Origin of the sequence: Pseudobutyrivibrio sp. C4, assembly GCF_900111635.1 — a bacterium.
Classification (GTDB): domain Bacteria; phylum Bacillota; class Clostridia; order Lachnospirales; family Lachnospiraceae; genus Pseudobutyrivibrio; species Pseudobutyrivibrio ruminis.
Window position 1 is genome coordinate 1 of record NZ_FOHF01000001.1, and the last position, 23408, is coordinate 23408.

18 protein-coding genes and 1 riboswitch are annotated in these 23408 nt (G+C 39.8%); of the genes, 14 read left to right on the forward strand and 4 right to left on the reverse strand.

Annotated features, from left to right (window positions below):
- Positions 1-149: 149 nt before the first annotated feature.
- The 4 genes from BMY66_RS00005 to BMY66_RS00020 are packed head-to-tail and all read right to left on the reverse strand — an operon-like array spanning position 150 to position 3994.
- Positions 150-956: an ABC transporter ATP-binding protein gene (locus BMY66_RS00005; RefSeq protein ID WP_090393710.1), complete on the reverse strand. Its 807-nt coding sequence runs from the start codon at positions 954-956 to the stop codon at positions 150-152.
- Positions 956-1948, reverse strand: coding sequence for a FecCD family ABC transporter permease (locus BMY66_RS00010; RefSeq protein ID WP_090393711.1), 993 nt, complete (start codon positions 1946-1948; stop codon positions 956-958). The genes BMY66_RS00005 and BMY66_RS00010 overlap by 1 nt, the downstream gene beginning before the upstream one ends.
- The gene (locus BMY66_RS00015; protein WP_090393712.1) at positions 1945-2943 is read right to left on the reverse strand and encodes a FecCD family ABC transporter permease; all 999 of its coding nucleotides are present in this window, start codon (positions 2941-2943) and stop codon (positions 1945-1947) included. The genes BMY66_RS00010 and BMY66_RS00015 overlap by 4 nt, the downstream gene beginning before the upstream one ends.
- Entirely contained in the window at positions 2936-3994 is a 1059-nt protein-coding gene (locus tag BMY66_RS00020; protein ID WP_090393713.1) for an iron-siderophore ABC transporter substrate-binding protein, read from the reverse strand. Before BMY66_RS00020 ends, BMY66_RS00015 begins: the two co-directional genes overlap by 8 nt.
- Before the next feature lie 207 nt (positions 3995-4201).
- On the opposite strand from BMY66_RS00020, the gene argS reads away from it, so the two are divergent.
- The 14 genes from argS to BMY66_RS00090 all read left to right on the forward strand — a co-directional run bounded on the left by argS (position 4202) and on the right by BMY66_RS00090 (position 23401).
- A complete protein-coding gene (gene argS / locus BMY66_RS00025) occupies positions 4202-5962 on the forward strand; it encodes an arginine--tRNA ligase (protein WP_044937660.1) in 1761 nt (586 codons plus the stop codon).
- Complete coding sequence (locus BMY66_RS00030) at positions 5962-7296, forward strand: RsmF rRNA methyltransferase first C-terminal domain-containing protein (protein WP_090393714.1); 1335 nt, start codon at positions 5962-5964, stop codon at positions 7294-7296. Before argS ends, BMY66_RS00030 begins: the two co-directional genes overlap by 1 nt.
- The gene (locus tag BMY66_RS00035; RefSeq protein WP_090393715.1) at positions 7286-8152 is read left to right on the forward strand and encodes a YitT family protein; all 867 of its coding nucleotides are present in this window, start codon (positions 7286-7288) and stop codon (positions 8150-8152) included. The genes BMY66_RS00030 and BMY66_RS00035 overlap by 11 nt, the downstream gene beginning before the upstream one ends.
- Positions 8152-10716 (forward strand): translation factor GTPase family protein, encoded by a 2565-nt coding sequence (locus BMY66_RS00040; protein ID WP_090393716.1) that lies wholly within the window; start codon positions 8152-8154, stop codon positions 10714-10716. Before BMY66_RS00035 ends, BMY66_RS00040 begins: the two co-directional genes overlap by 1 nt.
- 112 nt (positions 10717-10828) lie before the next feature.
- Complete coding sequence (locus BMY66_RS00045) at positions 10829-12988, forward strand: EAL domain-containing protein (protein WP_177175541.1); 2160 nt, start codon at positions 10829-10831, stop codon at positions 12986-12988.
- A 50-nt stretch (positions 12989-13038) separates the two neighbouring features.
- A riboswitch (cobalamin riboswitch) is annotated at positions 13039-13224 on the forward strand.
- A 156-nt stretch (positions 13225-13380) separates the two neighbouring features.
- A complete protein-coding gene (locus BMY66_RS00050; RefSeq protein WP_090393718.1) occupies positions 13381-14976 on the forward strand; it encodes a sirohydrochlorin cobaltochelatase in 1596 nt (531 codons plus the stop codon).
- 6 nt (positions 14977-14982) lie between these two features.
- Complete coding sequence (locus BMY66_RS00055; protein ID WP_090393719.1) at positions 14983-16515, forward strand: ABC transporter substrate-binding protein; 1533 nt, start codon at positions 14983-14985, stop codon at positions 16513-16515.
- Positions 16516-16517: 2 nt separating this feature from the next.
- Positions 16518-17534 carry a FecCD family ABC transporter permease gene (locus tag BMY66_RS00060; RefSeq protein ID WP_090393720.1) on the forward strand — a complete coding sequence of 339 codons (1017 nt, stop codon included), beginning with the start codon at positions 16518-16520 and terminating at the stop codon, positions 17532-17534.
- Complete coding sequence (locus tag BMY66_RS00065) at positions 17527-18330, forward strand: ABC transporter ATP-binding protein (RefSeq protein ID WP_090393721.1); 804 nt, start codon at positions 17527-17529, stop codon at positions 18328-18330. Before BMY66_RS00060 ends, BMY66_RS00065 begins: the two co-directional genes overlap by 8 nt.
- The gene (locus tag BMY66_RS00070; protein ID WP_090393722.1) at positions 18318-19859 is read left to right on the forward strand and encodes a cobyric acid synthase; all 1542 of its coding nucleotides are present in this window, start codon (positions 18318-18320) and stop codon (positions 19857-19859) included. The genes BMY66_RS00065 and BMY66_RS00070 overlap by 13 nt, the downstream gene beginning before the upstream one ends.
- Before the next feature lie 13 nt (positions 19860-19872).
- Entirely contained in the window at positions 19873-20505 is a 633-nt protein-coding gene (locus tag BMY66_RS00075) for a precorrin-8X methylmutase (protein WP_090393723.1), read from the forward strand.
- Positions 20506-20521: 16 nt separating this feature from the next.
- Positions 20522-21640: a cobalt-precorrin-5B (C(1))-methyltransferase CbiD gene (cbiD, locus tag BMY66_RS00080; RefSeq protein WP_090393724.1), complete on the forward strand. Its 1119-nt coding sequence runs from the start codon at positions 20522-20524 to the stop codon at positions 21638-21640.
- The gene (cobM, locus tag BMY66_RS00085; protein ID WP_044937678.1) at positions 21637-22395 is read left to right on the forward strand and encodes a precorrin-4 C(11)-methyltransferase; all 759 of its coding nucleotides are present in this window, start codon (positions 21637-21639) and stop codon (positions 22393-22395) included. The genes cbiD and cobM overlap by 4 nt, the downstream gene beginning before the upstream one ends.
- Position 22396: 1 nt before the next feature.
- Positions 22397-23401: a cobalt-precorrin 5A hydrolase gene (locus BMY66_RS00090; protein WP_177175542.1), complete on the forward strand. Its 1005-nt coding sequence runs from the start codon at positions 22397-22399 to the stop codon at positions 23399-23401.
- The last annotated feature ends 7 nt before the right edge of the window (positions 23402-23408 follow it).

Here is a 23408-nt window from a genome sequence, read left to right on the forward strand (position 1 = left end):
ATTGTCCGTCCCACCCATACATTACCTTCGAATAGTAAAAGCTTCGTAAGTACACCTACATATGGGCGACTTTACACATTAAGGTAATCCAAAAATCTGCTCCAATGATACCCCTAGAGTGAGGGCGGCAGTGCTGCGGGCGGGGCGAGCTAGGACCTCTGTAGGTTGTCGTGGGCGCTTATTGGGATTACGAAGGGGCTTAGGGACATTGGGTCTTCGATGACTACGCTGTCGATGCCGTATATTTGCTTGACGGAATCGGTGGTGATGATTTCGTTTGGGGTGCCTTCGGCTAAAAGCTTTCCGTTTTTCATTGCAAAAATGTAGTCGGCATATTTTGAGGATAGGTTTATGTCATGGAGAACCATTACGATGGTGGTTTTCTTTGTGCGGTTAAGCTCCTTTAGGAGGTCCAGGATTTCTATTTGGTAGGCGATGTCTAGGTATGTGGTAGGTTCGTCTAGAAATAGAATGTCGGTTTGCTGGGCTAGGGCAAGGGCGATAAATACGCGTTGGCGTTGGCCACCGGATAGTTCATCTACAGTTCTGTCTGCAAGCTCTGTGATTTTCATTGCTGCCATGGCTTCGTCGATTGCTTCGTAGTCCTGGCAAGTAAGTGGCGCCATGAACTTGCGATGAGGATAGCGGCCTCTTGATACAAGTTCTGCAACCTTAATGCCTTCAGGGGCTATAAGAGACTGAGGTAGAAGACCGATGGTTTTGGCTATATCTTTGGTTTTTATGCCCAGAAGAGAGGTATCGTTTAATGTGACACTTCCACTGTTTGGTATTAAGAGTCTGCAGAAAGTCTTTAAAAGAGTTGATTTTCCGCTTCCGTTTGATCCGAGGATAACGCTTATTTTGTTTTCTGGAATATGGATGCTTACATCGTTGAGGATGTTGCCATTTCCATATCCAACCTTTATTTTGTTGGCTTTTAAAGTGTTGTGTTCCATTAAATGTTTCCTTTCTTATTCTGAGAAATAAGCAAATATATTAGATATGGTGCACCTAGAATGCCAGTGATTACACCTACGGGATATCGTGTGCTTAGCAGGTTTTGTCCTATGAAATCTCCCCCAAGTACAAGTATTGCTCCCACAAGTCCAGAGGAGATGATGTTGGATTGATTTCTGCCACATATTTTTGCAGCGATGGGACCTGATAAAAATGCAATTGATGCTATTGGTCCAGAAATAGATGTAGCAAAGGCAATTAATAGCACAGAGCAGATTATTAATGTTGTGCGCACTAAATTGATACGTACTCCAAGGATAATTGCTACCTGGTCACCTAACGCCAGTGACTGCATGCCGTGGCGAAGAGCTATTATTGATAGAAGGCAAACTACAACTACTATAAATAATAGTGGAAGAGAGTCCGTTACTATTCCGTTGAGATTTCCTGTCATCCATCTCATTGCTGTTGGTACATCGTATTCGGCAGCTTTCATTACCATCCAATTAACTATGGCTGTAAAAAAGGCCTGAAATCCAATTCCAACAAGAACAAGTCTGCTAGTTGAAAAGCTTCCTACATAAGAGATTCTGTAAATCAATATGGCCACCAATATTCCCGCAAATACTGAAATGATAGAAACGATATTTCTATTTAAATTAAGGAAAAGAATGCAGTATACTGCGGCGGCTGTGGAACCTGATGAAACTCCGATGATATCTGGGCTTGCCAATGGATTGTTTAATAGAGTTTGGAATATATTGCCTGCAACGCCAAAAGCAATTCCGCAAAGTATTGCGGTAATTGTTCTAGGTAATCTCAGTTTTGCAATAATATATGAACCTTCATCACTGAGTCCAAGGATAGTTTTTATTACCTGATCTAGAGAATAATTCTTTTCACCAATGGATAGATTACAAAAGGCTAGTACCAATGTAATGGCAAATAGAATACAAAGGATAAATATGTATTTTCTTCGTCGCTTTATCATAGACTTTGTACCTTGGCCTTTCTGATAATAAATATGAAAACGGGTGCACCGATTAATGCAGTCATAATTCCAGATTCCAGTTCTCCTGGACGACCAAGAATTCTTCCAAGCACGTCTGAAATGATGAGAACAGAACTACCGTAAATGCCACTGCATATAATAAGTGGAATATGATTACTTCCTACAATCATGCGGATAAAATGGGGAACCATTAAACCTATAAAGCTTATTGGACCTGCCAATGCTGTGGTAGTTGCACATAAAAGAACACCACAAATAGCGGCAATTGCACGGGTTCTATTAACATTTAGACCAAGGGCGATAGCCGTTTCCTCGGACAATAGTAGAGTATTTAAATTGCCGGAAAAGCATAAACTTACTATTATTGCAAGGATGGTGATAGGAAGAATAAGTTTGATGTCATCGTAATTAGTTCCACCGATACTGCCAATTTGCCAAAATCTGTATGTAGTCATTACGCTGGAATCAGGCATAACTATAAGGCTGATAATGGAAGATAATGCGATGCTTGTTGCTGAGCCTGAGATTGCAAGCTTTATAGGGGTTGGTCCACCATAGCCTACAGATGCAAGCTTGTACACTATTAGGGCTGTAAGCATTGCACCAGCAAAGGAAAGTCCAATGTAGGAAATCTTTGACTGGATGTTAAAAAATGCGATGCCTGCAACTATAAATAAAGACGCACCTGCATTTACGCCTAAAATACTAGGGTCTGCTATAGGATTTCTTGTAATAGACTGCATTAATACTCCGGAAATGCTTAAAGAAGCTCCAGCAATTATTCCAAATAGAGTTCTAGGAATTCGCGTTTGAACAATATTTACTTCGTACACATCGGTATTGCGTCCTAAAACTGCATCCCAAACATGGGATAAACCTACGGACTTTGTGCCGTAGGTTATAGAAAGTGCTATCGCAATAAATAGGATTACAATACCTAAAACAGTTATTGATATAGCTTTATTTTTATTCATTAATATTATTTGCTGCCTCACTTAATAATGAAAGATAATCGTCGATTGCATATGGTATAGAAAGAATTGATGGAGTAGTTGCTGCTGCAAGAGCACTGTTTGAATCAAGTAAAACTACAGCACCATTTTTTACTGCTGGAATCTGACTCATAAGAGCGTCAGCCTGCATTGCCTCAAGAAGACCTTCATCTCCATAAACAATCATAATATCTACATCGTTCAATAGATCGCTGTTCTCACGTGAGATAGTTACAGAAAAGTCTTCACTTGTCTCGGCAAGAGAAAGGATACTTTCAGGTGTTTCTAAGCCTAAGTCGTTAAGATATGCTGCTCTAGGATCATTTGGAAGATAAGCATAGAATGTACTCATATCATCCTGTGAAATCCAGAAGAAGCCTGCTGTTTTTCCTTCAAGCTCTGGATACTGCTCAAGCTTTTCTGAAATTAAAGCATCTGTTTCTTCAACAAGCTTTTCACCCTCAGCCTTCATGCCGATAGCTGTTGCATTTACAATAGTTTGATCTCTCCAGTTTGTTTTCCATGCAGTTTCGATGTAAGGAACTACAGGGGCAATCTCTGAAAGGAGATTATATTCTTCCTCAGTAAAGCCTGAGTAAGAAGCAATGATAATGTCTGGCTCAGCTGCTGCAATAGCTTCATAATCCCAGCCTGTTTCATCGTCAAATACATTAGGATTTGTTTCACCTAATTCAGCAAAGGCCTCATCTGTCCAAAGGTGAAGTTTGTTGTCTGTCATAAGACCATAGTTTGCTGCAGAAACACCAACTGGAACGACACCGAGAGCTAAGATTGCATCCTGATTGGCCCAAGAAAGTGTAACGACTCTTTCTGGCTTTGATTCAATAGTTGTTTCACCGAATGCATGCTCAATTGTGATTGGGAAAGCTGAATCATCCCCAGTTACTTCAGTGTTTGCTGAGTCAGCAGAACTTGTATCTGAAGTTGTAGCTGTATCAGTGCTGCCACATCCTACAAGAGCAGTGCTAAATACAGAAACAGCTGCTATAAGTGATAATAATTTTTTTCTCATAATAAAAAATCCTCCTGTTGTAAATTGAGAAAAGTTAGCAAGAACTAACTGCGTGCTACTATATCATGTACAAATTAGTTTTGTCAAACTAAAATTCGATTATGATAATATTTATCAGTACAGACTAATTTTTCACCCAATTGTATGCATAAATAGTTTGTGGTATAATTGAACACCGCAAGATTAAGATTATATACGGAGGACGAGATGAAAGAGATTCTTGGACAAATAAAAGAAGTCGTCATCGCCGGTTTTAAAGCAGCTGGTTACGATGAAAAATATGCAATGGTAACACTTTCAAACAGACCTGACCTTTGCCAGTTTCAGTGTAATGGAGCAATGGCAGCAGCAAAGGAGTACAAAAAGGCTCCTATTGCAATCGCTAACGAGGTAGTTGAAAAGTTAGCTGATAATGCAATGTTTTCTAAGTGCGAGGCATGTCCTCCAGGATTTATAAATATGAACCTTTCTGATGAGTTTATTGCTGCATTTGTTAGTGGTATGGCATCAGATACAGAGCGTTTTGGTGTTGATAAGGTAGCTACACCAAAGAAGGTTATGATTGATTACGGCGGACCAAACGTTGCTAAGCCACTTCACGTTGGTCATCTTCGTTCAGCGATCATTGGTGAGTCAATTAAGCGTACAGCTCGTTTTATGGGTGATGAAGTTTACGGTGACGTTCATCTTGGAGACTGGGGTCTTCAGATGGGACTTATCATCACAGAATTAAAACTTCGCAAGCCAGAGCTTGTATATTTTGATGAAAGCTTCGAGGGAGAGTATCCTACAGAAGCACCTTTCACTATTTCAGAGCTTGAGGAGATTTATCCATGTGCATCTGGAAAGTCAAAGGAAGATCCAGCATACAAAGAGGCTGCTATGACAGCTACATATGAGCTTCAGCATGGCAGAAGAGGATATCAGGCACTTCTTTCTCACATTCTTAATGTTTCAGTTACAGACCTTAAGAGAAACTATGAAAAGCTTGATGTTACATTTGACCTTTGGAAGGGCGAAAGTGATGCTCAGCCTTACATCCCTGATATGGTTCAGAAGATGAAGGATGATGGCTTTGCTTACATTTCAGAGGGCGCTTTAGTAGTAGACGTTAAAGAAGAAACAGATACAAAAGAAGTTCCACCATGTATGATTCTTAAATCAGATGGTGCATCTCTTTACAATACAACAGACCTTGCAACAATGGTATGGCGTATGAAGGACTACAATCCAGATTCAATCATCTATGTTGTAGATAAGCGTCAGGAGCTTTACTTCACACAGGTATTCCGTTGCGCAAAGAAGACAGGTATTGTCCCAGCAGATAAAAACCTTTATTTCGTAGGTTTTGGTACAATGAACGGCAAGGATGGCAAGCCATTCAAGACACGTCAGGGTGGTGTTATGAGACTTGAGTATCTTCTTCAGGAAGTAGAAGAGAAGATGCTTGAGAAGATTAAAGAGAATGGTACAATGGATGATGAACAGGCAGCAAAGACAGCATCAGTTGTAGCTCTTTCTGCTGTTAAATATGGTGACCTTTCAAACCAGGCTTCAAAGGATTACATCTTTGATATAGACAGATTCACATCTGCTGAGGGTAACACAGGCCCATATATCCTTTACACAATCGTTCGTTGCAAGTCTATTCTTGCTAAGGCTGGAGTAGACAGTGTTGATGGCGATATCTTGCCAGCTCACTCAGAGTCAGAGAGAGGCTTACAGCTTGAGCTTACAAAGTTCATGGCAGCCCTTACATCTGCTTACGAGGACATGGCACCACACAAGATTTGTGCATACATCTATGATTTAGCTAATGCATTCAATAGATTCTATCACGATACAAAGATTTTAGCTGAGGAGGATGCAGCTGTTAAGGCTAGCTATCTCAAGCTTCTCATGCTTACAAGAGGAGTTCTTGAGAAGTCAATCGATCTTCTTGGCTTTAAAGCACCGGAGCGTATGTAATGTCTGATCAAACATTTTTACCAATTGATTTCGTTAATCGCATGGAGCAGGACTTAGGTCCTGACTTCCATGCGTTTTTACGTTCTTATGATGAGAACAAAATATCGGCCCTTAGATTTAATCCAATAAAGGCAGACGATGCAGCAAAGGCTACCATTAGTCATATGCTGACAGGCTCAGTAGATTGGAGTCCGAATGGATACTATTATGATGAGGACCAAAGACCAGGTCTTCATCCTTATCATAGTGCTGGAGTTTACTATATTCAGGATGCTTCTGCACAGCTTCCAGTAGAGATGCTTTCGCCAAATCCAGGGGATTTCTGCCTGGATTTGTGTGCTGCGCCTGGTGGTAAATCTACCCAGATTGCAGGATATCTCGACGGACAGGGGATTCTTGTTTCCAACGAGCCTATGAAAAATCGTGCAAAGATTCTTTCAGAAAATGTTGAGCGTCTCGGCATCAAAAACTGCATTGTTACATCTGAATATCCAGACAAGCTGGCAGAGCGTTTTGTGGAATACTTCGACAAGATTATGGTGGATGCACCTTGTTCCGGAGAGGGCATGTTTAGAAAGAATCATGATGCTTGTAGCGAATGGTCGCTGGAGTCTGTTGAAATGTGTGCTGCAAGACAGGCAGAGATTCTAGATAGAGCGTACGAGATGCTTATTCTTGGTGGAAGAATGTGCTATAGCACATGTACTTTTGCCAGATTAGAGGATGAAGAAGCTGTTGCGGCTTTCATTTCAAGACATCCAGACATGAAGCTAATCAAGGAACAGCGTTTATGGCCACATCAGGTAAAGGGAGAGGGGCATTATGCAGCCTTACTTGAAAAGGCAGATGCTGATAATCGATATGAAGAATGTAAAGATAATAGAGAAACCTATTCCTTAAAGAAAATTAATGATAAAATATTAAATGACTATTTAATATTCATTAAAGAGACTATGACAAATCCAAAGGAGTGGAGAGGCAACCTGCTATTACTTAACGATTTGCTTTATATGTTGCCAGAGGACTGTCCGGATTTTGATGGTCTTCATGTATTAAGAGGAGGCTTGTTCTTAGGTACATTAAAAAAGAACCGCTTTGAGCCAAGCCATGCTCTGGCTTTGGCACTTAAGCCATCAGAGGTGACTAACAGTCATAACTTATCATCAGATAGTGCCGAAATCGATGCATATCTTACAGGTCAATCTATCAGATGCGATGTAAAGGATGGATGGACTCTTATTACAGTTGATGGATATTCAATTGGGTGGGGAAAGGCTGTAAAAGGCCAAATCAAAAATCATTATCCGAAAGGACTTCGTAGGTATGATACATAAAATATACATGCACAAACAGGATATTTATGAGTATGTAATGTTTACAATAGCAGCTGCTGTTATGGTTATTGGAATTTACTTTTTTAAATTCCCAAATCATTTTTCATTTGGTGGTGTCAGCGGTATTTCTATTGTGCTGGCTGCACTATTGCCACATACTCCAGGAAATATCAACCTGGTTATTAATATCTTTTTGTTAGTGCTTGGATTCTTTGTTTTCGGAAAAGAATTTGGAATCAAAACAACATACATCACTTTGCTTGTTTCTATAGGACCAAGCCTTCTTGAAAAGATTCATCCAATGGATGGCCCACTTACTGACGAGCCAGTATTGGAGCTTATGTTTGCAATTGCTTTGCCTGCCTTTGCATCTGCAATTTTCTTTAATTTAGGTGCATCTTCTGGTGGAACAGATATAGTTGCAATGATTCTTAAAAAATATACAAGCATAAATATTGGAACGGCATTGTTCTTATCAGATGTATTTATTGTTATTTGTGCTTGTTTCGTATTTAATATTCAAACAGGTTTATTTTCATGTGTAGGCTTATTAGCTAAGTCTTTAGTTGTTGATGAGACAATCGAAAATATTAACCTGGTAAAATACTTTACAATCATTTGTTCAAATCCAGAACCAATTGTAAAATATATTACAGAGGAGCTAGGAAAGGGCGCTACCATCTACAAGGCAGAGGGCGCTTATGGTCATCAGGAAAAGACTATCATTCTAACTATTCTTAAAAGACAGCAGGCTGTAGATCTTAAGAACTACATTAGAAGAAATCATCCTGGTGCATTTATTGCAATTACAAATAGTAGCGAGATTATAGGTAAAGGCTTTAGAGGGTATAACTAATGAATACAACATGGGGAATACTTGCACATGTTGATGCAGGTAAGACAACATTATCGGAGGCGGTTCTTTACAACGCAGGAGTTTTGGCGTCCACCGGTCGAGTAGACAAGGGGGACGCCTTTTTAGATACTGATCAGCAGGAGAAGAATAGAGGGATAACTATCTTTTCGAAGCCTGCTGTTTTTGACGTGGAAGGGGGAAGTATTACACTTCTTGATACTCCAGGTCACGTGGATTTTGCAACTGAAACTGAGCGTGCTATTTGGGCGCTGGATTTTGCAATTCTTCTTGTAAGCGGCACCGATGGTGTTCAGGCACATACAAAGACTCTCTTTGATTTACTTTCTAAAAACAAAGTTCCAACGATTATTTTTATTAACAAGGTGGATATGCCTTCTGTGGAGGCAGATTCTCTACTTCCTAATCTCAAAGAAAAGCTTAGTGGCAACTGCGTTCTTCTTTCAAATCACGAGGATATTGCTGCAGAAGATGAAGGGGCAATGGAAGAGTTTTTTGAGACAGGTGAGCTTTCTGATTATCGTATTTACGATATGATTATATCAAGGAAAATCTTCCCTGTTTTAACTGGTTCAGCCCTTAAGGATTCAGGCGTAAAAGAGCTTCTGGATTTTATGAAAAAGCTAAGTGAGTATTCAGGAGAGAAAAAGGAAAAGGGAACTGAATTTGGTGCAAGAATATATAAAATCGAAAGTCTCGCACGAGATACAAGACTTACCTTTGCCAAGATTACTTCTGGAAGCTTAAAGGTTAAGAACACACTTCCAAATGGTGAGAAGGTTGACCAGATAAGGCTTTATTCCGGGGCTAAGTACACTCAGATAGATGAGGCAAAGGCCGGTGATGTGGTTGCATTAATCGGCCCTAAGGCTACATTTGCCGGCGAAGGAATGGGAGTGGAGGATAATAGGCCGGAGCTGACCTTAAATCCAGTATTGAAATATACACTTAATTTCACAGATGATACTGTGCCTCGTCTTGCATATCCAAAGCTTAGTGCATTTAACGATGAGGACCCATCTCTTAATGTTAGCTGGAATGATAAGCTGGAGGAGATAACCTTCAATTTGATGGGGGAAGTTCAAACAGAAATCATTCTCACTAGAATAGAAAATGAGCTTGGCATCAAGGGCGAGTTTGTTGAATCAGGCGTGTTATACAAGGAGACTGTTGCAGATAAAGTGGAAGGTGTAGGACATTTTGAGCCACTTCGTCATTATGCAGAGGCCCATATTTTGATGGAACCTTTAGAGCCAGGCAGTGGTATTCAGGTGGATGCAGATGTTTCTACTGATGATCTAGCGCTCAATTGGCAAAGACTTATAACTACCCATATTCTTGAAAAGGATCATTTGGGTGTATCAATTGGGGCGCCGCTTACAGATGTAAAGTTTACAGTTGTTGGCGGCAGAGCCCATATCAAACATACCGAAGGTGGAGACTTTAGAGAGGCTACCTATCGAGCTATTAGACAGGGCCTTATGGAGGTTGGAACAACTATCCTGGAGCCATATTTTAATTTTGAAATCAGTGTTCCGTCAGAACAAATCGGAAGAGTAATGACCGATGTGGAAAATATGAAGGGCTCTTTTGAGGTGCCAGAGGATAATGGTGGCCTTAGCATTATCAGAGGAAATGCACCAGCATCTCAGATTAGAAACTATCAGTCTGTTCTTGTGACATTTACAAAAGGACAAGGCCACATCAACCTTACATTTGCCGGATATTCAGAATGCAAAAATCCAGATGAGGTAATGGAAGCCTACGGATATGATCCAGAAGCAGATATAGATAATCCGGCTTCTTCTGTATTTTGCTCCCACGGGGCAGCTGAAGTTGTTCCATGGTATGAGGTGAAGGATAGATGCCATGTACCTTGCAGACAGGAAAAAAACAACTCAGCCCAGGATGATGAAATTCCTATTAATTCTAAGCGAATGAATCACAGCGAAGACGAATGGCTTGATCCAGATGAAATAGACAAAATACTTCAGCTCGCTACCCACAGTAATCAGGGTAAAAATCCTAAAAAGGGGTGGCATTATGGAGAAAGCACAAGACCAAGAAGAGTTGATTCAGATTACGTATACAAAGCGCCAAAGGAGATAAAGGCCAGGGACAAGTATCTGCTTGTAGATGGATACAATCTTATCTACGCTTGGCCGGAATTAAAGGAAGTGCTTGATGTCAATTTGGACGGAGCACGAGGAAAGCTACTTGATATCCTTAGCAATTACAAAGCGATGACAGACTACAATGTAATTGCAGTTTTTGATGCCTACAGAGTGAAAGGACATGAGGTGACAGCATCTGATTATTTGAACATTCATCAGGTGTTTACAGCAGAGGCTCAGACCGCCGATGCATACATAGAGAGATTCACCCATGAGCATGGTAAAAAATACGATATCACAGTTGTAACCTCTGATGGCTTAGAGCAGGTAATTATCAGAGGCGCAGGGGCAAGGTTGATATCTTCTCGAGAGTTTATAGAAGAGGTGGAAAGAAAGGCCAGAGAGCTTCGAGAAAACTACGACATAAAATAATAGTTTACAAGAGGAATAAGTATCATTTTTAACAATTAATTCATAATCTTTATTTATAATCGTTGTATTGATGAGGCATAAGTATCTAGACTATCAGTTGAAGGGGGTAAAAATGACTAGATATCAGTTTCAGGATAGAGAGAGAAAGGCACTTGAGAAACTTAATATTCCTCTTGTAATCTACCAGCTTATAGATAAAAGAGTTGTGACAATCCTTGTAACAGATGGAATGTGTAAGCTTATGGGAGATTCCCGAGAAAATATTACCAAGTTATTCGACGAAGATATGTATCGGGATACACATCCAGATGATAAGGCAAGGGTTGCAGATGCCGCATTGAAATTTGCTTTAGGCGGAGATAAATTCGATTGTGTTTACAGAACACTTTCACATATCATTAATGACTATGTAATTATACATTCTCATGGTGAACATTTCTTTACAGAGGATGGGACTATGCTTTCCAGTACCATATATATGGTGGAAGGCATGGGCGAAGATTTTGAAAATCCCCTTACAGAAAAACTGGCTTCTAATTTCAGAGACATGATGTCAAAGGAAAGTCTGATAAGAGATAATTTTTATGATACTCTTACAGGCTTACCAAACATGTCATATTTTCTTGCTTTGGCAGATGCAGGCAAGCAGGCAATAATAGATGAGGGCAAAACTCCTGGTATAGTTTTCTTTGACTTTACCGGTATGAAATATTTCAACGAGAAGTTTGGACTCAAGGAGGGGGACAACCTACTAAGTGCATTTGGTGATATTTTAAGAAAGTATTTCTCAAATGAAAATTGTGGAAGAATGGGTTCTGACCATTTTGCTGTGTTTACACAGATGGAAGAAATTGAAGCTACACTTCAGAACATTTTCAAAGATATGAAGCGGGCAAATGATGGCAAAACTTTGCCAGTACATGTAGGTATTTACTCCATGGCATTTGAGGATGTTCCAGCAAGCAGCGCTTGTGACAGAGCAAAGATTGTTAGTGATAAGGAAAAAGGGGCTTACCTTTCAAAGTACGCTTTTTACGATGAGAACACACATGTTGTTGCTTCTCACTATGAATATGTAATTAATACCTTTGAAAAGGCTATAAGAGAAGGATGGATTCAGCCTTATTATCAGCAGATTATGAGATCTGTAAATGGCAGAGTTTGTGACGAGGAAGCGTTGGCGCGCTGGATTGATCCAGCTAGAGGAATTATTCCACCTAATCATTTTATTTATGTTCTGGAAGATGCAAAGCTTATTCATAAACTTGATTTATACATATTGGAATGTGTATTAAGAGATTTGGAAGATGTTGTTAAGAAGGGCTTCCAGATAGTTCCTGTTTCTATCAATCTCTCTAAGTATGATTTTGAATTATGCGATATTGTAGATGAAATAAAAAAGAGAGTAGAAGCTTCAACTATTTCATCAGAGATGATTACCATAGAAATTACAGAGAGCGTCTCTACATTGGACGAGGAATTCGTTTCTGATCAGATTAGAAGATTCCACGATGCAGGTTTCAAGGTTTGGATGGATGATTTCGGTAGCGGATATTCATCCTTAAATATGTTGCAAAAATTTGATTTTGATTTAATCAAGCTAGATATGCGTTTTATGCGTGAGTTTGGTATGTCCAAGAAAAATCATGTCATAGTAAAAGAGCTTATCCAAATGATTACAAAGCTTGGTATCGATACAATTGTAGAAGGTGTCGAGACAATAGAGCAGGTTAAATTTTTGCGAGAAGTGGGATGCAGCAAGATGCAGGGATTTTACTTTGCAAAGCCAATTCCGCTTGATGAATGGTATACGATTTATGGCGCCAGAGTGGGCAATGTCATAGAAGTATTTGAGGAAAGCGATTACTATGCAACAGTTGGTAAAGTCAATATTATAGAACCAGTTGTCAATGACGATTACAACTGGGATAGTAATGAGTTTTTTGGTCAGATTCCTACCGGTGTAGTAGAAATAAGAGAGGATAGCACTTATATTCTTAGATACAACCGCAACTTTGCAAAGTTCCTTATGAAGACAGGATATCTTGATGAAGTGGATTTAGGAAATGCTATGATTCAGCAGAAAAAGGAACCAACAAAGGATTTTATGGATGCAGTTAAAAAGTGTAATAATGTAGATAAATGGGTGCATGTAGAAAATATGCAGGATGAGGATTATTACTCTAGCTTCTTTATCAGAAAAATAGCAGTCAACCCAATACACGGTTATAAGGCTTATGAAGTGGCTATTTTATCAATCGCAAAGGACTGATGGAGGTTTGACACTCCAATATAAATGTGGTATTTTCTTTAAGAAATTTATATCGTTCATAGGATTTAGGTGCCCATAGTATTTAGGTACGTATGGGTGAAAAGGGAATCTGGTGAGAATCCAGAGCGAAGCCGTCACTGTGTTAGGGAGTTCGCTTTCATATCACTGAGTATTCTTGGGAAGAGAAAGCGTGCGATGATCGAAGTCAGGAGACCTGCCTATTTCTTGTAATTATGATTTGCGGGACTCGAATCATTATTCGCATGAATCCGAGAGGCTAATTGCCTCATGTTTTTGTGTTTTGATTGATTAGAGACTGCCGTTGGCAGTCTTTTTATTTTCGTGAGTTTCCTTGCAGGTTATTAATTGGAACGGTTTTATAGGAGGAAATCATGAAAAAGAGAAGTTTACAGATTTTAGCACTTTTCATGTCAGCAGCATTTGTATTTGCAGCTTGTGGTAAGACTGCTGATGTAGCTGAAACTACAGAAGAAAGTGCAGAGACAGAGGAGGTTGATGATCAGGCTGCAGCAGATAACGTAGCAGCACTTATTGACGCAATCTATGTCCAGGAAAGAACAGATGAGACAGATGCACAGTGTGCAGCTGCAAAGGAAGCTTGGGATGCTCTTACAGATGCTCAGAAGGAGCTTGTAGAGGGTGAGTATGCAGACCCTGATTACTTCGGAAGAGATACAGGTGATGCTTCTAAGGATGATCCTTTAAATCAGGATGATATTGGTGAGAATGAAATTCTTGTTGTAAGCTTTGGTACTTCATTTAATGATAGCCGTGTTGCTGATATTGGTGGAGTTGAAAAGGCTATCGCAGCAGCATATCCTGACTGGTCAGTAAGACGTGCATTTACAGCACAGATCATTATCAACCACATTCAGGCTCGCGATAATGAAAAGATAGATAATGTAGAGCAGGCTCTTGAAAGAGCAGTTGCAAATGGTGTTAAGAACCTTGTTGTTCAACCAACACATTTGATGCACGGCGCTGAGTATGATGAATTAACAGCAGCAGTTGAAGAATATGCTGATAAGTTTGAATCTGTAAAGATTGCTGAGCCACTTCTTGGTGAAGTAGGAGCAGATGCTACAGAAGTAAATGCAGATAAGGAAACAGTTGCAAAGGCTATTACAGCTGAGGCAGTTGCTGATGGTGGTTTCGAAAGCAGAGAAGCAGCAGCTGAAGATGGTGTTGCATTTGTATTCATGGGACACGGTACAAGCCACACTGCAAAGGTTACATACAGCCAGATGCAGACACAGATGGACAAGCTTGGCTATGAAAACGTATTTATCGGTACTGTAGAGGGTGAGCCAGAAGAGACTTCTTGCGAGAACATTATTGCTGCAGTTAAGGAAGCTGGTTACACAAAGGTTGTTCTTCGTCCACTTATGGTTGTTGCTGGTGATCATGCAAACAACGATATGGCTGGTGACGATGAGGATTCATGGAAGTCAATGTTTGAGGCAGATGGTTCATTTGAATCTGTAGAGTGCCAGATTGCAGGCCTTGGCGAAATTGCAGATGTTCAGGCTATCTACGTTCAGCACACATCTGATGCAACAGGTGTTGAGCCAGTAGAGTCTGCACATACAGATGAGCTTAAGGAAGGCGAGACATATCTTGCTGACTTTACAACAGACAGCAGCATGTTTCATGTAAATGAAGCAGAAAATGGTAAGGGTGAGCTTACAGTTAAGAATGGTAAGATGTCTATCCATATTTCATTAGTTTCAAAGAAGATTGTTAACCTTTATCTTGGTACAGCTGCAGATGCAGAAAATGATGAAGCTAACTGGCTTCAGCCAACAGAGGATGAGGTAACATATTCAGATGGAACAACAGAGACTGTTTACGGTTTCGATATTCCTGTAGAAGCATTAGATAAGGAATTTGATTTAGCTATTTTAGGAGAAAAGGGAACATGGTATGACCACAAGGTTTCAGTTTCAAACCCTGAATTAGCAGAATAATAATTTATGAAAAAGAAATTCATTTTTGCTGCAGTGCTGGCTATTAATTTAACAGCCTGCAGCTTTTTTAATAGTAACGAAATAGAAAATACAACAAATGAGATTACAGATGGTGAGTATAGCTGTAATGTTACTCTTACCGGCGGAAGCGGAAAAGCTACTGTAGAATCTCCTGCCACAGTTTTAGTGGAGGGAGAGGAAAAGACTGTTCAGCTTGTATGGTCAAGCTCTCACTATGACTACATGCTGGTTGATGATGTCAAATACGATAATGAAGCAGCAGTAGATGAGAATTCCGTATTTACGATACCATTTTCGGAGTTTGATGAGCCTTTTATTGTAATCGGTGACACTACAGCTATGAGCACTCCTCATGAGATAGAGTATGAACTGACCGTTTATGCTCCTGGTGAAGAGGTGGAAAGTGGAACAAAAGAATCTACAGCTACAAAAGCAGATTTGGATGATTCCTACAGCTTAGGCAATCTTAAATTTAAAGAATCACTTGAGCTGGATTACGCTAAGGATTTTACTGTTGATTATTATACCGACGACAGCAATGGAGAGTACGCATTTATAACAATAACAGGTGCAAGTGTTAATCAGTATTTCTTGAGACCATTACAGGATTCTGATGCAGAGATTTATGGATTATCAGATAACATCCATGTCCTTTCAAATATTGATAAAACATATCTTGTTTCCACATCAGTAATGGATTTGATAGTTAATACAGACAGCCTTGATAGCATTAAGTTTTCTGGCACTGATTCAAAGGATTGGTACATAGATGAGGCTGCGTCTGCTATTAAAGCAGGTGATATTTTATATGCAGGAAAGTATTCTGCTCCTGATTATGAGTTACTTGTATCAGATGGTTGCAATTTTGCTATAGAAAACACCATGATATACCACAATCCAGAAGTGAAGGAAAAGCTTGAAAGTCTGGGAATCCCAGTGATGGTCGAGACTTCAAGCTACGAGACATCACCTTTAGGAAGACTTGAGTGGATAAAGCTTTATGGAGTGTTGTATGGCAAGCTTGATGCTGCAACAGAGGTATTCGATGCTCAGGTTGCCCGTACAAAGGCTGTTATGGATATGGAGGAGACTGGACTTACAGTTGCATTCTTTTCTGTAAATTCCAATGGTCAGATTACAGTTAGAAAAAATGGTGACTATATTTCTTCCATGATAGATATGGCAGGTGGCACCTATGTGCCAGAGAATCTTTCTAATTCTGAAGATGCTCTATCAACTATGAAGATATCAATGGAGGATTTTTATATTGGGGCAGTAGATGCTGATATTCTTATTTATAACAGCACAATAGAGGGAGAGCTTGAAAGTGTAGATGATTTAATTGCATCTGCACCATCCTTAGCAGATTTTAAAGCCGTTAAGAATAAAAATGTTTACTGTTTAAGGGAAGGCTATTTCCAAAAGACCACAAGTGTGGCAGAATTTATAGAGGAGCTGCATTTAATACTTACAGATTCCTACAAATCGGGAGAATGTTTTTACAAACTGAAGGAGTAGCTATGAACTCAGAAAAAAAGAGATTCACATGCCTTTTTATTTCAATGGCATTACTATTATTAATTTGCTTTATTTTTAGTCTTGGAGTTGGCAGTGCGGATATTACCGTTAGTGAGATTATCAAATCCCTGATATCTCCAGGCGATGTTCAGTTTGGAAAAATTATCATATCAATAAGACTTCCTAGAATTATTGCTGCAGTAATTCTAGGGGGTGCACTTTCAGTATCTGGATATTTACTTCAGATTTTCTTTGGCAATCCTATTGCCGGTCCATATGTACTTGGAATTTCATCAGGAGCAAAGTTATTTGTTGCCATTTGCATGGTTGTTTTGGTTGGACAGGGAGTTTATATAAGCTCCCTTATTATGGTGGTTGCTGCATTCGTAGGCTCTATCATTGCAATGGGAATAGTAATGCTGTTGGCAGGCAAGGTTAGAAACATGTCACTGTTAGTGGTATGTGGAGTAATGATTGGATATATTTGCTCTGCGGTAACAGAGTTTATTATTACATTTGCAAATGATTCAAATATCGTCAATCTGCATAACTGGTCACTTGGTAGCTTTTCAGGTATAAGCTGGGAGCATGTAATTATATCTGCAATCATTGTTACAGTGACTTTAGTGCTTTCATTTGTTATGTCAAAGCCAATTGGGGCATATCAGCTTGGTGAAGCCTACGCCAGAAATATGGGCGTTAATATCAAATACCTTAGAGTTGTATTGATTTTACTTTCTAGTATTTTATCGGCAACCGTAACAGCATTTGCTGGACCAATTTCATTTGTTGGTATTGCAGTACCTCATATTATGAGAGGTGCAATGAAGACAGCAAAGCCTTTAATTATGATTCCTGCATGCTTTATGGGAGGAGCCATAATTACTTTACTTTGCGATTGTATAGCACGTACTGCATTTGCACCTACTGAGGTAAGTATCAGTGCAGTGACTGCTGTATTTCTTGCTCCAGTTGTTATTTATATGTTGGTTGCTAGGAGGGCTCTAAGCCGTGGATAAAAAACTTAGTACGATAGCCCTTGATGTGGGATATAAAAAAGGACAGCCTGTTGTAAAGCAGGTTTCTTTTGATGTAAAGGCTGGGGAGATAATAGCGGTAGTTGGAGCAAACGGAGCAGGCAAATCAACAATATTAAAAACAATTACAAGACAGCTTAATAAGCTTGATGGAAATATTCGCATTTGCGATATGGATGATTCTGAGATTAACGAGGAAGCTATGGCAAAAAAGGTTTCTATGGTTACTACAGAACGAATTCATCCAGAGCTTATGTCCTGCTACGATGTGGTGGCCACTGGCCGTTATCCATATACAGGTAGACTGGGAATTCTCAGTGATGATGACAGAGAAGCTATCGCATATGCCATAAAGCTAGTTGGCGCAGAAGCCATAGTAAATGTAGATTTTTCCAAAGTCAGTGATGGCCAACGACAGCGAGTAATGCTTGCGAGAGCAATATGTCAGGATACGGATATTATGATTTTGGACGAGCCTACTTCCTTTTTGGATATTCAGTTTAAGCTAGATATTCTATCTATTATTAGAAGGCTTGCCAAGGAGCAGAACAAAGCAGTGGTAATGTCCATCCATGAACTGGAATTTGTACCGGCAATAGCAGATGCGGTAATTGGTATATACGATAATAGTGTTTATAAAATAGGTTCGCCTAAGGAGATTCTCACGGGAGAAAATCTTGAAGTTATGTATGGCATGGCACCAGGCGAAGGAAAGATTATGGCAGACGGCTTGTGGCAGTATGCCCAGGCTCTTGAGAGGTTGATATGTCAAAAGTAATAATGGTCCAGGGGACTATGTCAAATGTAGGTAAAAGCTTGCTTGTAGGGGGACTATGTAGAGTCTTTGCACAGGACGGATTAAAAGTTGCACCTTTTAAATCTCAGAACATGGCTCTAAACTCTTTTGTTACAGCTGATGGGTTGGAGCTTGGCAGAGCCCAGGCTATGCAGGCAGAATGTGCAGGGGTTGCTCCTAGCGTATATATGAACCCTATACTGCTCAAACCAACAAATGATGTAGGCTCACAGGTCATCGTAAATGGTGAGGTAGTTGGCAACATGAGTGCCAGAGACTACTTTGCATACAAAAAGCAGTTAGTGCCAGATATTATGACTGCCTACAATAAGCTTCAAGAGTGGGCAGATGTAATTGTAATAGAAGGGGCAGGCAGCCCAGCAGAAATCAATCTGAAATCAGATGATATTGTGAATATGGGCATGGCAAAGCTTGTGGATGCACCAGTTATCCTTGTTGGCGATATAGATAGAGGTGGTGTATTTGCGCAGCTCCTTGGCACACTAGAGCTTTTGGAAAAGGATGAAAGGGCCAGAGTAAAGGGCCTTGTAATAAATAAGTTTAGAGGGGACAAGAGCTTACTAGATTCAGGAATCACTATGATAGAGGATATGGGAAAGGTGCCGGTAGTAGGTACAGTTCCATATGTTCATCTTATGATAGATGATGAGGATAGCCTTAGCGAGAGGCTTGATAATAAATGGGATAGCAGCTCGGAGTCTTTAATAGATATAGCGGTTATTCGACTTCCTAGAATTTCAAATTTCACAGATGTTGCTCCATTTGAAAGCATTAATGGAGTAAAGGTTAGGTTTGTAAATAATCCTAGAGAGATAGAAGGGGCGGATTTAGTTATTATCCCTGGTAGCAAGAATACCATTTCTGATATGAAGTGGATGAGAGAATCGGGAATGGAAGCTGCAATTAATCGTTTCTCTGTAAATGGTCCAGTTGTTGGAATATGCGGTGGCTTCCAAATGATGGGAAATACCATATTGGATCCAGATGGTGTGGAGAATGAATCAGAGGATGGGCTTGCATTATCTTCAATCAGAGGCTTAGGATTGCTTCCTCTAATAACCACATTACAGTCAGCTAAGCATCGCTCTCAGACAGAAGATTGCTTTGATGACCTTACAGGTATCTATGAATCATTATCAGGTGAAGAGTTCATAGGCTATGAGATTCACAATGGTATAACAAACATAGATTATGATGCTATAGAAGATACTTTTTCTAAGGAAGAGTCTCCTGATTTGGTAGAGCGAGATGATGAGGGGAATATCATCCTTGTACAAAATGGCAACATCCTTGGAACCTACGTACATGGTATTTTCGATAATGGAGATTTGGCATACAGGCTGGTAGAGGCGCTTGCGTCAAAAAAAGGAGTTGTGCTCCAGGCTCAGGATTATGATTTTAATGCAATAAAGGAAGCTGAGTACGATAAGCTTGCAGATGTTGTAAGAAATAATTTGGACATGGATTTTATATATAGTCTTATTAAGTAAAGCAGGTAAATATATGGAGATAGAATACGTTTTACCAACGGAAATAGAAAAACGCAGTTTTGAAATAATAGGTAAAGAGTTACAGGATATGGGTATCACTTTAGATAAGGAGCAGGAACCTATCACAAAAAGAGTGATACATACTAGTGCAGACTTTGATTATGCCAACACTATGCGCTACTCAGATGGTGCAATAGAAAAAGCAAAAGAGCTAATACGAAATGGTGCTCATATAGTTACAGACACCAATATGGCTTTGTCAGGTATTAATAAAAAACGTCTAGCAGAATATGGCGGGCTGGTTCATTGCTTTATGGCAGATGAGGATGTGGCTAAGGAAGCAAAGGAACGTCAGGTTACCCGTGCCACTGTATCTATGGAACGAGCTGCCAGTTTAAATGTACCGGTAATATTTGCAATAGGCAATGCACCTACAGCATTAATATCCTTGTATGAGCAAATGACAGAAGGCAAATTCACTCCAGAGTTTGTAATAGGAGTGCCAGTAGGGTTCGTTAATGTGGTTGCAGCCAAAGAACTATTCTTAAATTCAGATGTGCCATACATTATTAACGAAGGCAGAAAGGGCGGCAGTAACATAGCGGCGGCTATCGTAAATGCCATACTGTATAATATAGATAAATAATAAATTGAGGTGAAGAATGAAAAAAGGCTTTACCACAGGAAGCTGTGCAGCTGCAGCAGCAAAGGCAGCTACATATATGCTTTTAACAGGAACTAAAAAAGAAAAAATAAGTATAGAGACTCCTGCAAAGATAATGTTTGATGCAGATATAGTAGACATTGCTTTAAATGAGAATCAGGTGAGCTGCAGTGTTGTAAAGGATGGTGGAGATGATCCAGATGTTACAACAGGTAGTCATGTGGTTGCAGCAGTATCTATTGAGGATAAGGGAACGGAATGCAGTACTGATTCCAGCCTCTCTATCATTATTGATGGAGGCGTGGGGGTAGGAAGAGTTACCTTGCCAGGGCTGGACCAACCGGTAGGCAATGCAGCAATCAACCATGTCCCAAGGGAAATGATAATAAAAGAAGTATCAGAGGTATGTAAGCTTCTAGACTTCAATGGATGTTTAAAGATAATAATATCGGTGCCAGAAGGAGAAGAGCTGGCAAACAAGACCTTCAACCCAAGGCTTGGTATTGTTGGAGGAATATCCATACTTGGTACAACAGGAATAGTAGAGCCTATGAGTTCAAAGGCATTGATAGATACTATTAAGGTAGAGCTCAATCAAAAGAAGGCTCTTGGTATGAAAGATGCAATTGTAACCCCAGGCAACTATGGTCTAAAGTTTATGGCCGATAATTATGGGTATGATCTTGATAAAAGTGTAAAGTGTTCCAATTTTATTGGTGAGACTGTTGATATGGTTTGTGACCTGGGATTTGAAACAATGCTTATTACAGGACACATAGGTAAGCTTGTAAAGGTTGCCGGCGGAATAATGAATACCCATTCACATGAGGCAGATTCACGAATGGAGATTCTTGCCAGCTGTGCTATACGAGCAGGCGCGGATGCAGCAGTAGCTATCAAGATATTAGATTGCCTTAATACAGAAGAGGCATTACACGTAATAGAGAATGCAGGTCTTTTGAAGGAGACCATGGATATTGTACTTGAGAAGATTTTGTTCTATCTGAACTTTAGAGCACAAGGTCGTATAAAAATCCAATGTATTTTATATTCAAATGAGTTTGGCTTATTGGCAGAATCAGAAAGGGCCAAAGCTATATTAGAGGAGATTAGATGATTTATTTTGTTGGAGCAGGATGCGGTGCAGCAGACTTAATTACTGTAAGAGGTATGAATCTTTTAAAGAGTGCTGATGTTATCGTATATGCGGGATCACTTGTTAATCCACAGTTACTGGATTACGCTAGTGAGGACTGCCAAATATTTAATAGTGCCACCATGACATTGGATGAAGTTATGGATGTGATGGTAAAGGCCACAGAGGAAGGTAAAAACGTAGTTCGACTTCACACTGGAGAGCCAAGCATCTATGGTGCCGTTCAGGAGCAGATGCATGTGCTGGATGAAAAGGGGCTTTCCTATGAAAGCTGCCCAGGTGTTAGTGCATGCTTTGGTGCAGCAGCTAGTTTGAATCTTGAATATACACTTCCAGAGATTAGTCAGTCTCTTATTATTACAAGAATGGAAGGTAGGACTCCAGTTCCTAAAAAGGAATCAATCGAAAGCTTTGCGGCACATGGCGCATCAATGGCCATATATCTTAGCAGTGGAATGATGGATGAGCTTTCAAAGCGTCTTATTGAGGGAGGGTACTCAAAGGATACACCTGCTGCCATAGTGTACAAGGCATCTTGGCCAGATGAAAAGAAATTCATTTGTACAGTAGGTACTTTAGCTGAAACAGCAGATGCAAATGGTATCAAAAATTTAGCAGTAGTTTTAGTAGGGGATGTTATTTCTAAATCCGGATATGCGTTATCAAAATTGTATTCAGCAGACTTCGAGACAGGGTTTAGAAAAGCAAGGAGTTAGGATGAGTATTAAGCTTATTGTTGGGGTTACCTATTTTACAAAAAACGGAAAATGTACTTTTGAAAAGCTTAAGGCTGGCTGCAAGGATTTAATCATTGAAGAAAAGCCTGAAGATATGGATTTGTCCATATGGACAAGAGAAGCCTTTGAAGGGCATATTCCGCTTGTTTTTATATGCGCAACAGGCATAGCAGTTAGAACAATTGCTCCATATGTTACAAACAAGCTTTCCGACAGTCCGGTAATTGTTATTGATGAGCTTGGAAGAAATGTTATTCCTATTTTGTCGGGCCATTTTGGCATGGCAAATGATTTAGCAGCTACCATTGCAGCAGCACTTGATGCTGGGCTTATTATTACAACGGCTACAGATATCAACAATCTGTTTGCAGTAGATGTATTTGCTAGAGACAATGGATTAAAGATAATAAATAAAGATGGAATAAAGGATATCTCCAAAAAGGTTTTAAACGGTGGAAAGATATCAATCAAAACAAAGATAGACAACAATATTGTAGGCCAGGTTCCTAAAGAGGTGGAGTTGGTAGAAAAGGGAAAGGCTGATGTGGTTATCTCAGATGAGGCAACTGCTGGCTTTACACTGATACCAAAGCGATTAGTACTTGGCATGGGATGCAAAAAGGGAAAGAGCTTTAAAGAGCTTCTGACATATGTTACCTGCGAGTATTCCATCGAATATCTCAGGAAAAATCTCTACGCAATTGCCACCATCGATGTAAAGGAAAATGAAATCGGTTTGATAAAGCTTGCTCAGTTTTTTGGAGCTAAGTTTTTAACATACACATCAAAGGAGCTTGAACAGATAAATGGAGATTTCCCAGACTCAGAATTTGTAAAAGATACTGTTGGGGTTTCAAATGTTTGTGAGCGTGCAGCAGTGCTTGGGGCAGGACTGACAAGTAGAGACTTAGTACTTGAAAAGAAATCTGACAATGGTATTACTCTTGCAGCAGCAACTAGAAAGACAATAGACTTAAAGTTTTAATCAGGAG

What these genes read in the sequence shown, in the direction of transcription:
- cbiD (WP_090393724.1), top strand. Translation starts at nt 20,522, where the DNA reads ATGAAAAAAGGCTTTACCACAGGAAGCTGTGCAGCTGCAGCAGCAAAG.
- BMY66_RS00050 (WP_090393718.1), top strand. Translation starts at nt 13,381, where the DNA reads ATGAAAAAGAGAAGTTTACAGATTTTAGCACTTTTCATGTCAGCAGCA.
- BMY66_RS00010 (WP_090393711.1), bottom strand. Translation starts at nt 1,948, where the DNA reads ATGATAAAGCGACGAAGAAAATACATATTTATCCTTTGTATTCTATTT.
- BMY66_RS00045 (WP_177175541.1), top strand. Translation starts at nt 10,829, where the DNA reads ATGACTAGATATCAGTTTCAGGATAGAGAGAGAAAGGCACTTGAGAAA.
- BMY66_RS00055 (WP_090393719.1), top strand. Translation starts at nt 14,983, where the DNA reads ATGAAAAAGAAATTCATTTTTGCTGCAGTGCTGGCTATTAATTTAACA.
- cobM (WP_044937678.1), top strand. Translation starts at nt 21,637, where the DNA reads ATGATTTATTTTGTTGGAGCAGGATGCGGTGCAGCAGACTTAATTACT.
- BMY66_RS00030 (WP_090393714.1), top strand. Translation starts at nt 5,962, where the DNA reads ATGTCTGATCAAACATTTTTACCAATTGATTTCGTTAATCGCATGGAG.
- BMY66_RS00090 (WP_177175542.1), top strand. Translation starts at nt 22,397, where the DNA reads ATGAGTATTAAGCTTATTGTTGGGGTTACCTATTTTACAAAAAACGGA.
- BMY66_RS00020 (WP_090393713.1), bottom strand. Translation starts at nt 3,994, where the DNA reads ATGAGAAAAAAATTATTATCACTTATAGCAGCTGTTTCTGTATTTAGC.
- BMY66_RS00015 (WP_090393712.1), bottom strand. Translation starts at nt 2,943, where the DNA reads ATGAATAAAAATAAAGCTATATCAATAACTGTTTTAGGTATTGTAATC.
- BMY66_RS00060 (WP_090393720.1), top strand. Translation starts at nt 16,518, where the DNA reads ATGAACTCAGAAAAAAAGAGATTCACATGCCTTTTTATTTCAATGGCA.
- BMY66_RS00070 (WP_090393722.1), top strand. Translation starts at nt 18,318, where the DNA reads ATGTCAAAAGTAATAATGGTCCAGGGGACTATGTCAAATGTAGGTAAA.
- BMY66_RS00005 (WP_090393710.1), bottom strand. Translation starts at nt 956, where the DNA reads ATGGAACACAACACTTTAAAAGCCAACAAAATAAAGGTTGGATATGGA.
- BMY66_RS00040 (WP_090393716.1), top strand. Translation starts at nt 8,152, where the DNA reads ATGAATACAACATGGGGAATACTTGCACATGTTGATGCAGGTAAGACA.
- argS (WP_044937660.1), top strand. Translation starts at nt 4,202, where the DNA reads ATGAAAGAGATTCTTGGACAAATAAAAGAAGTCGTCATCGCCGGTTTT.
- BMY66_RS00075 (WP_090393723.1), top strand. Translation starts at nt 19,873, where the DNA reads ATGGAGATAGAATACGTTTTACCAACGGAAATAGAAAAACGCAGTTTT.
- BMY66_RS00035 (WP_090393715.1), top strand. Translation starts at nt 7,286, where the DNA reads ATGATACATAAAATATACATGCACAAACAGGATATTTATGAGTATGTA.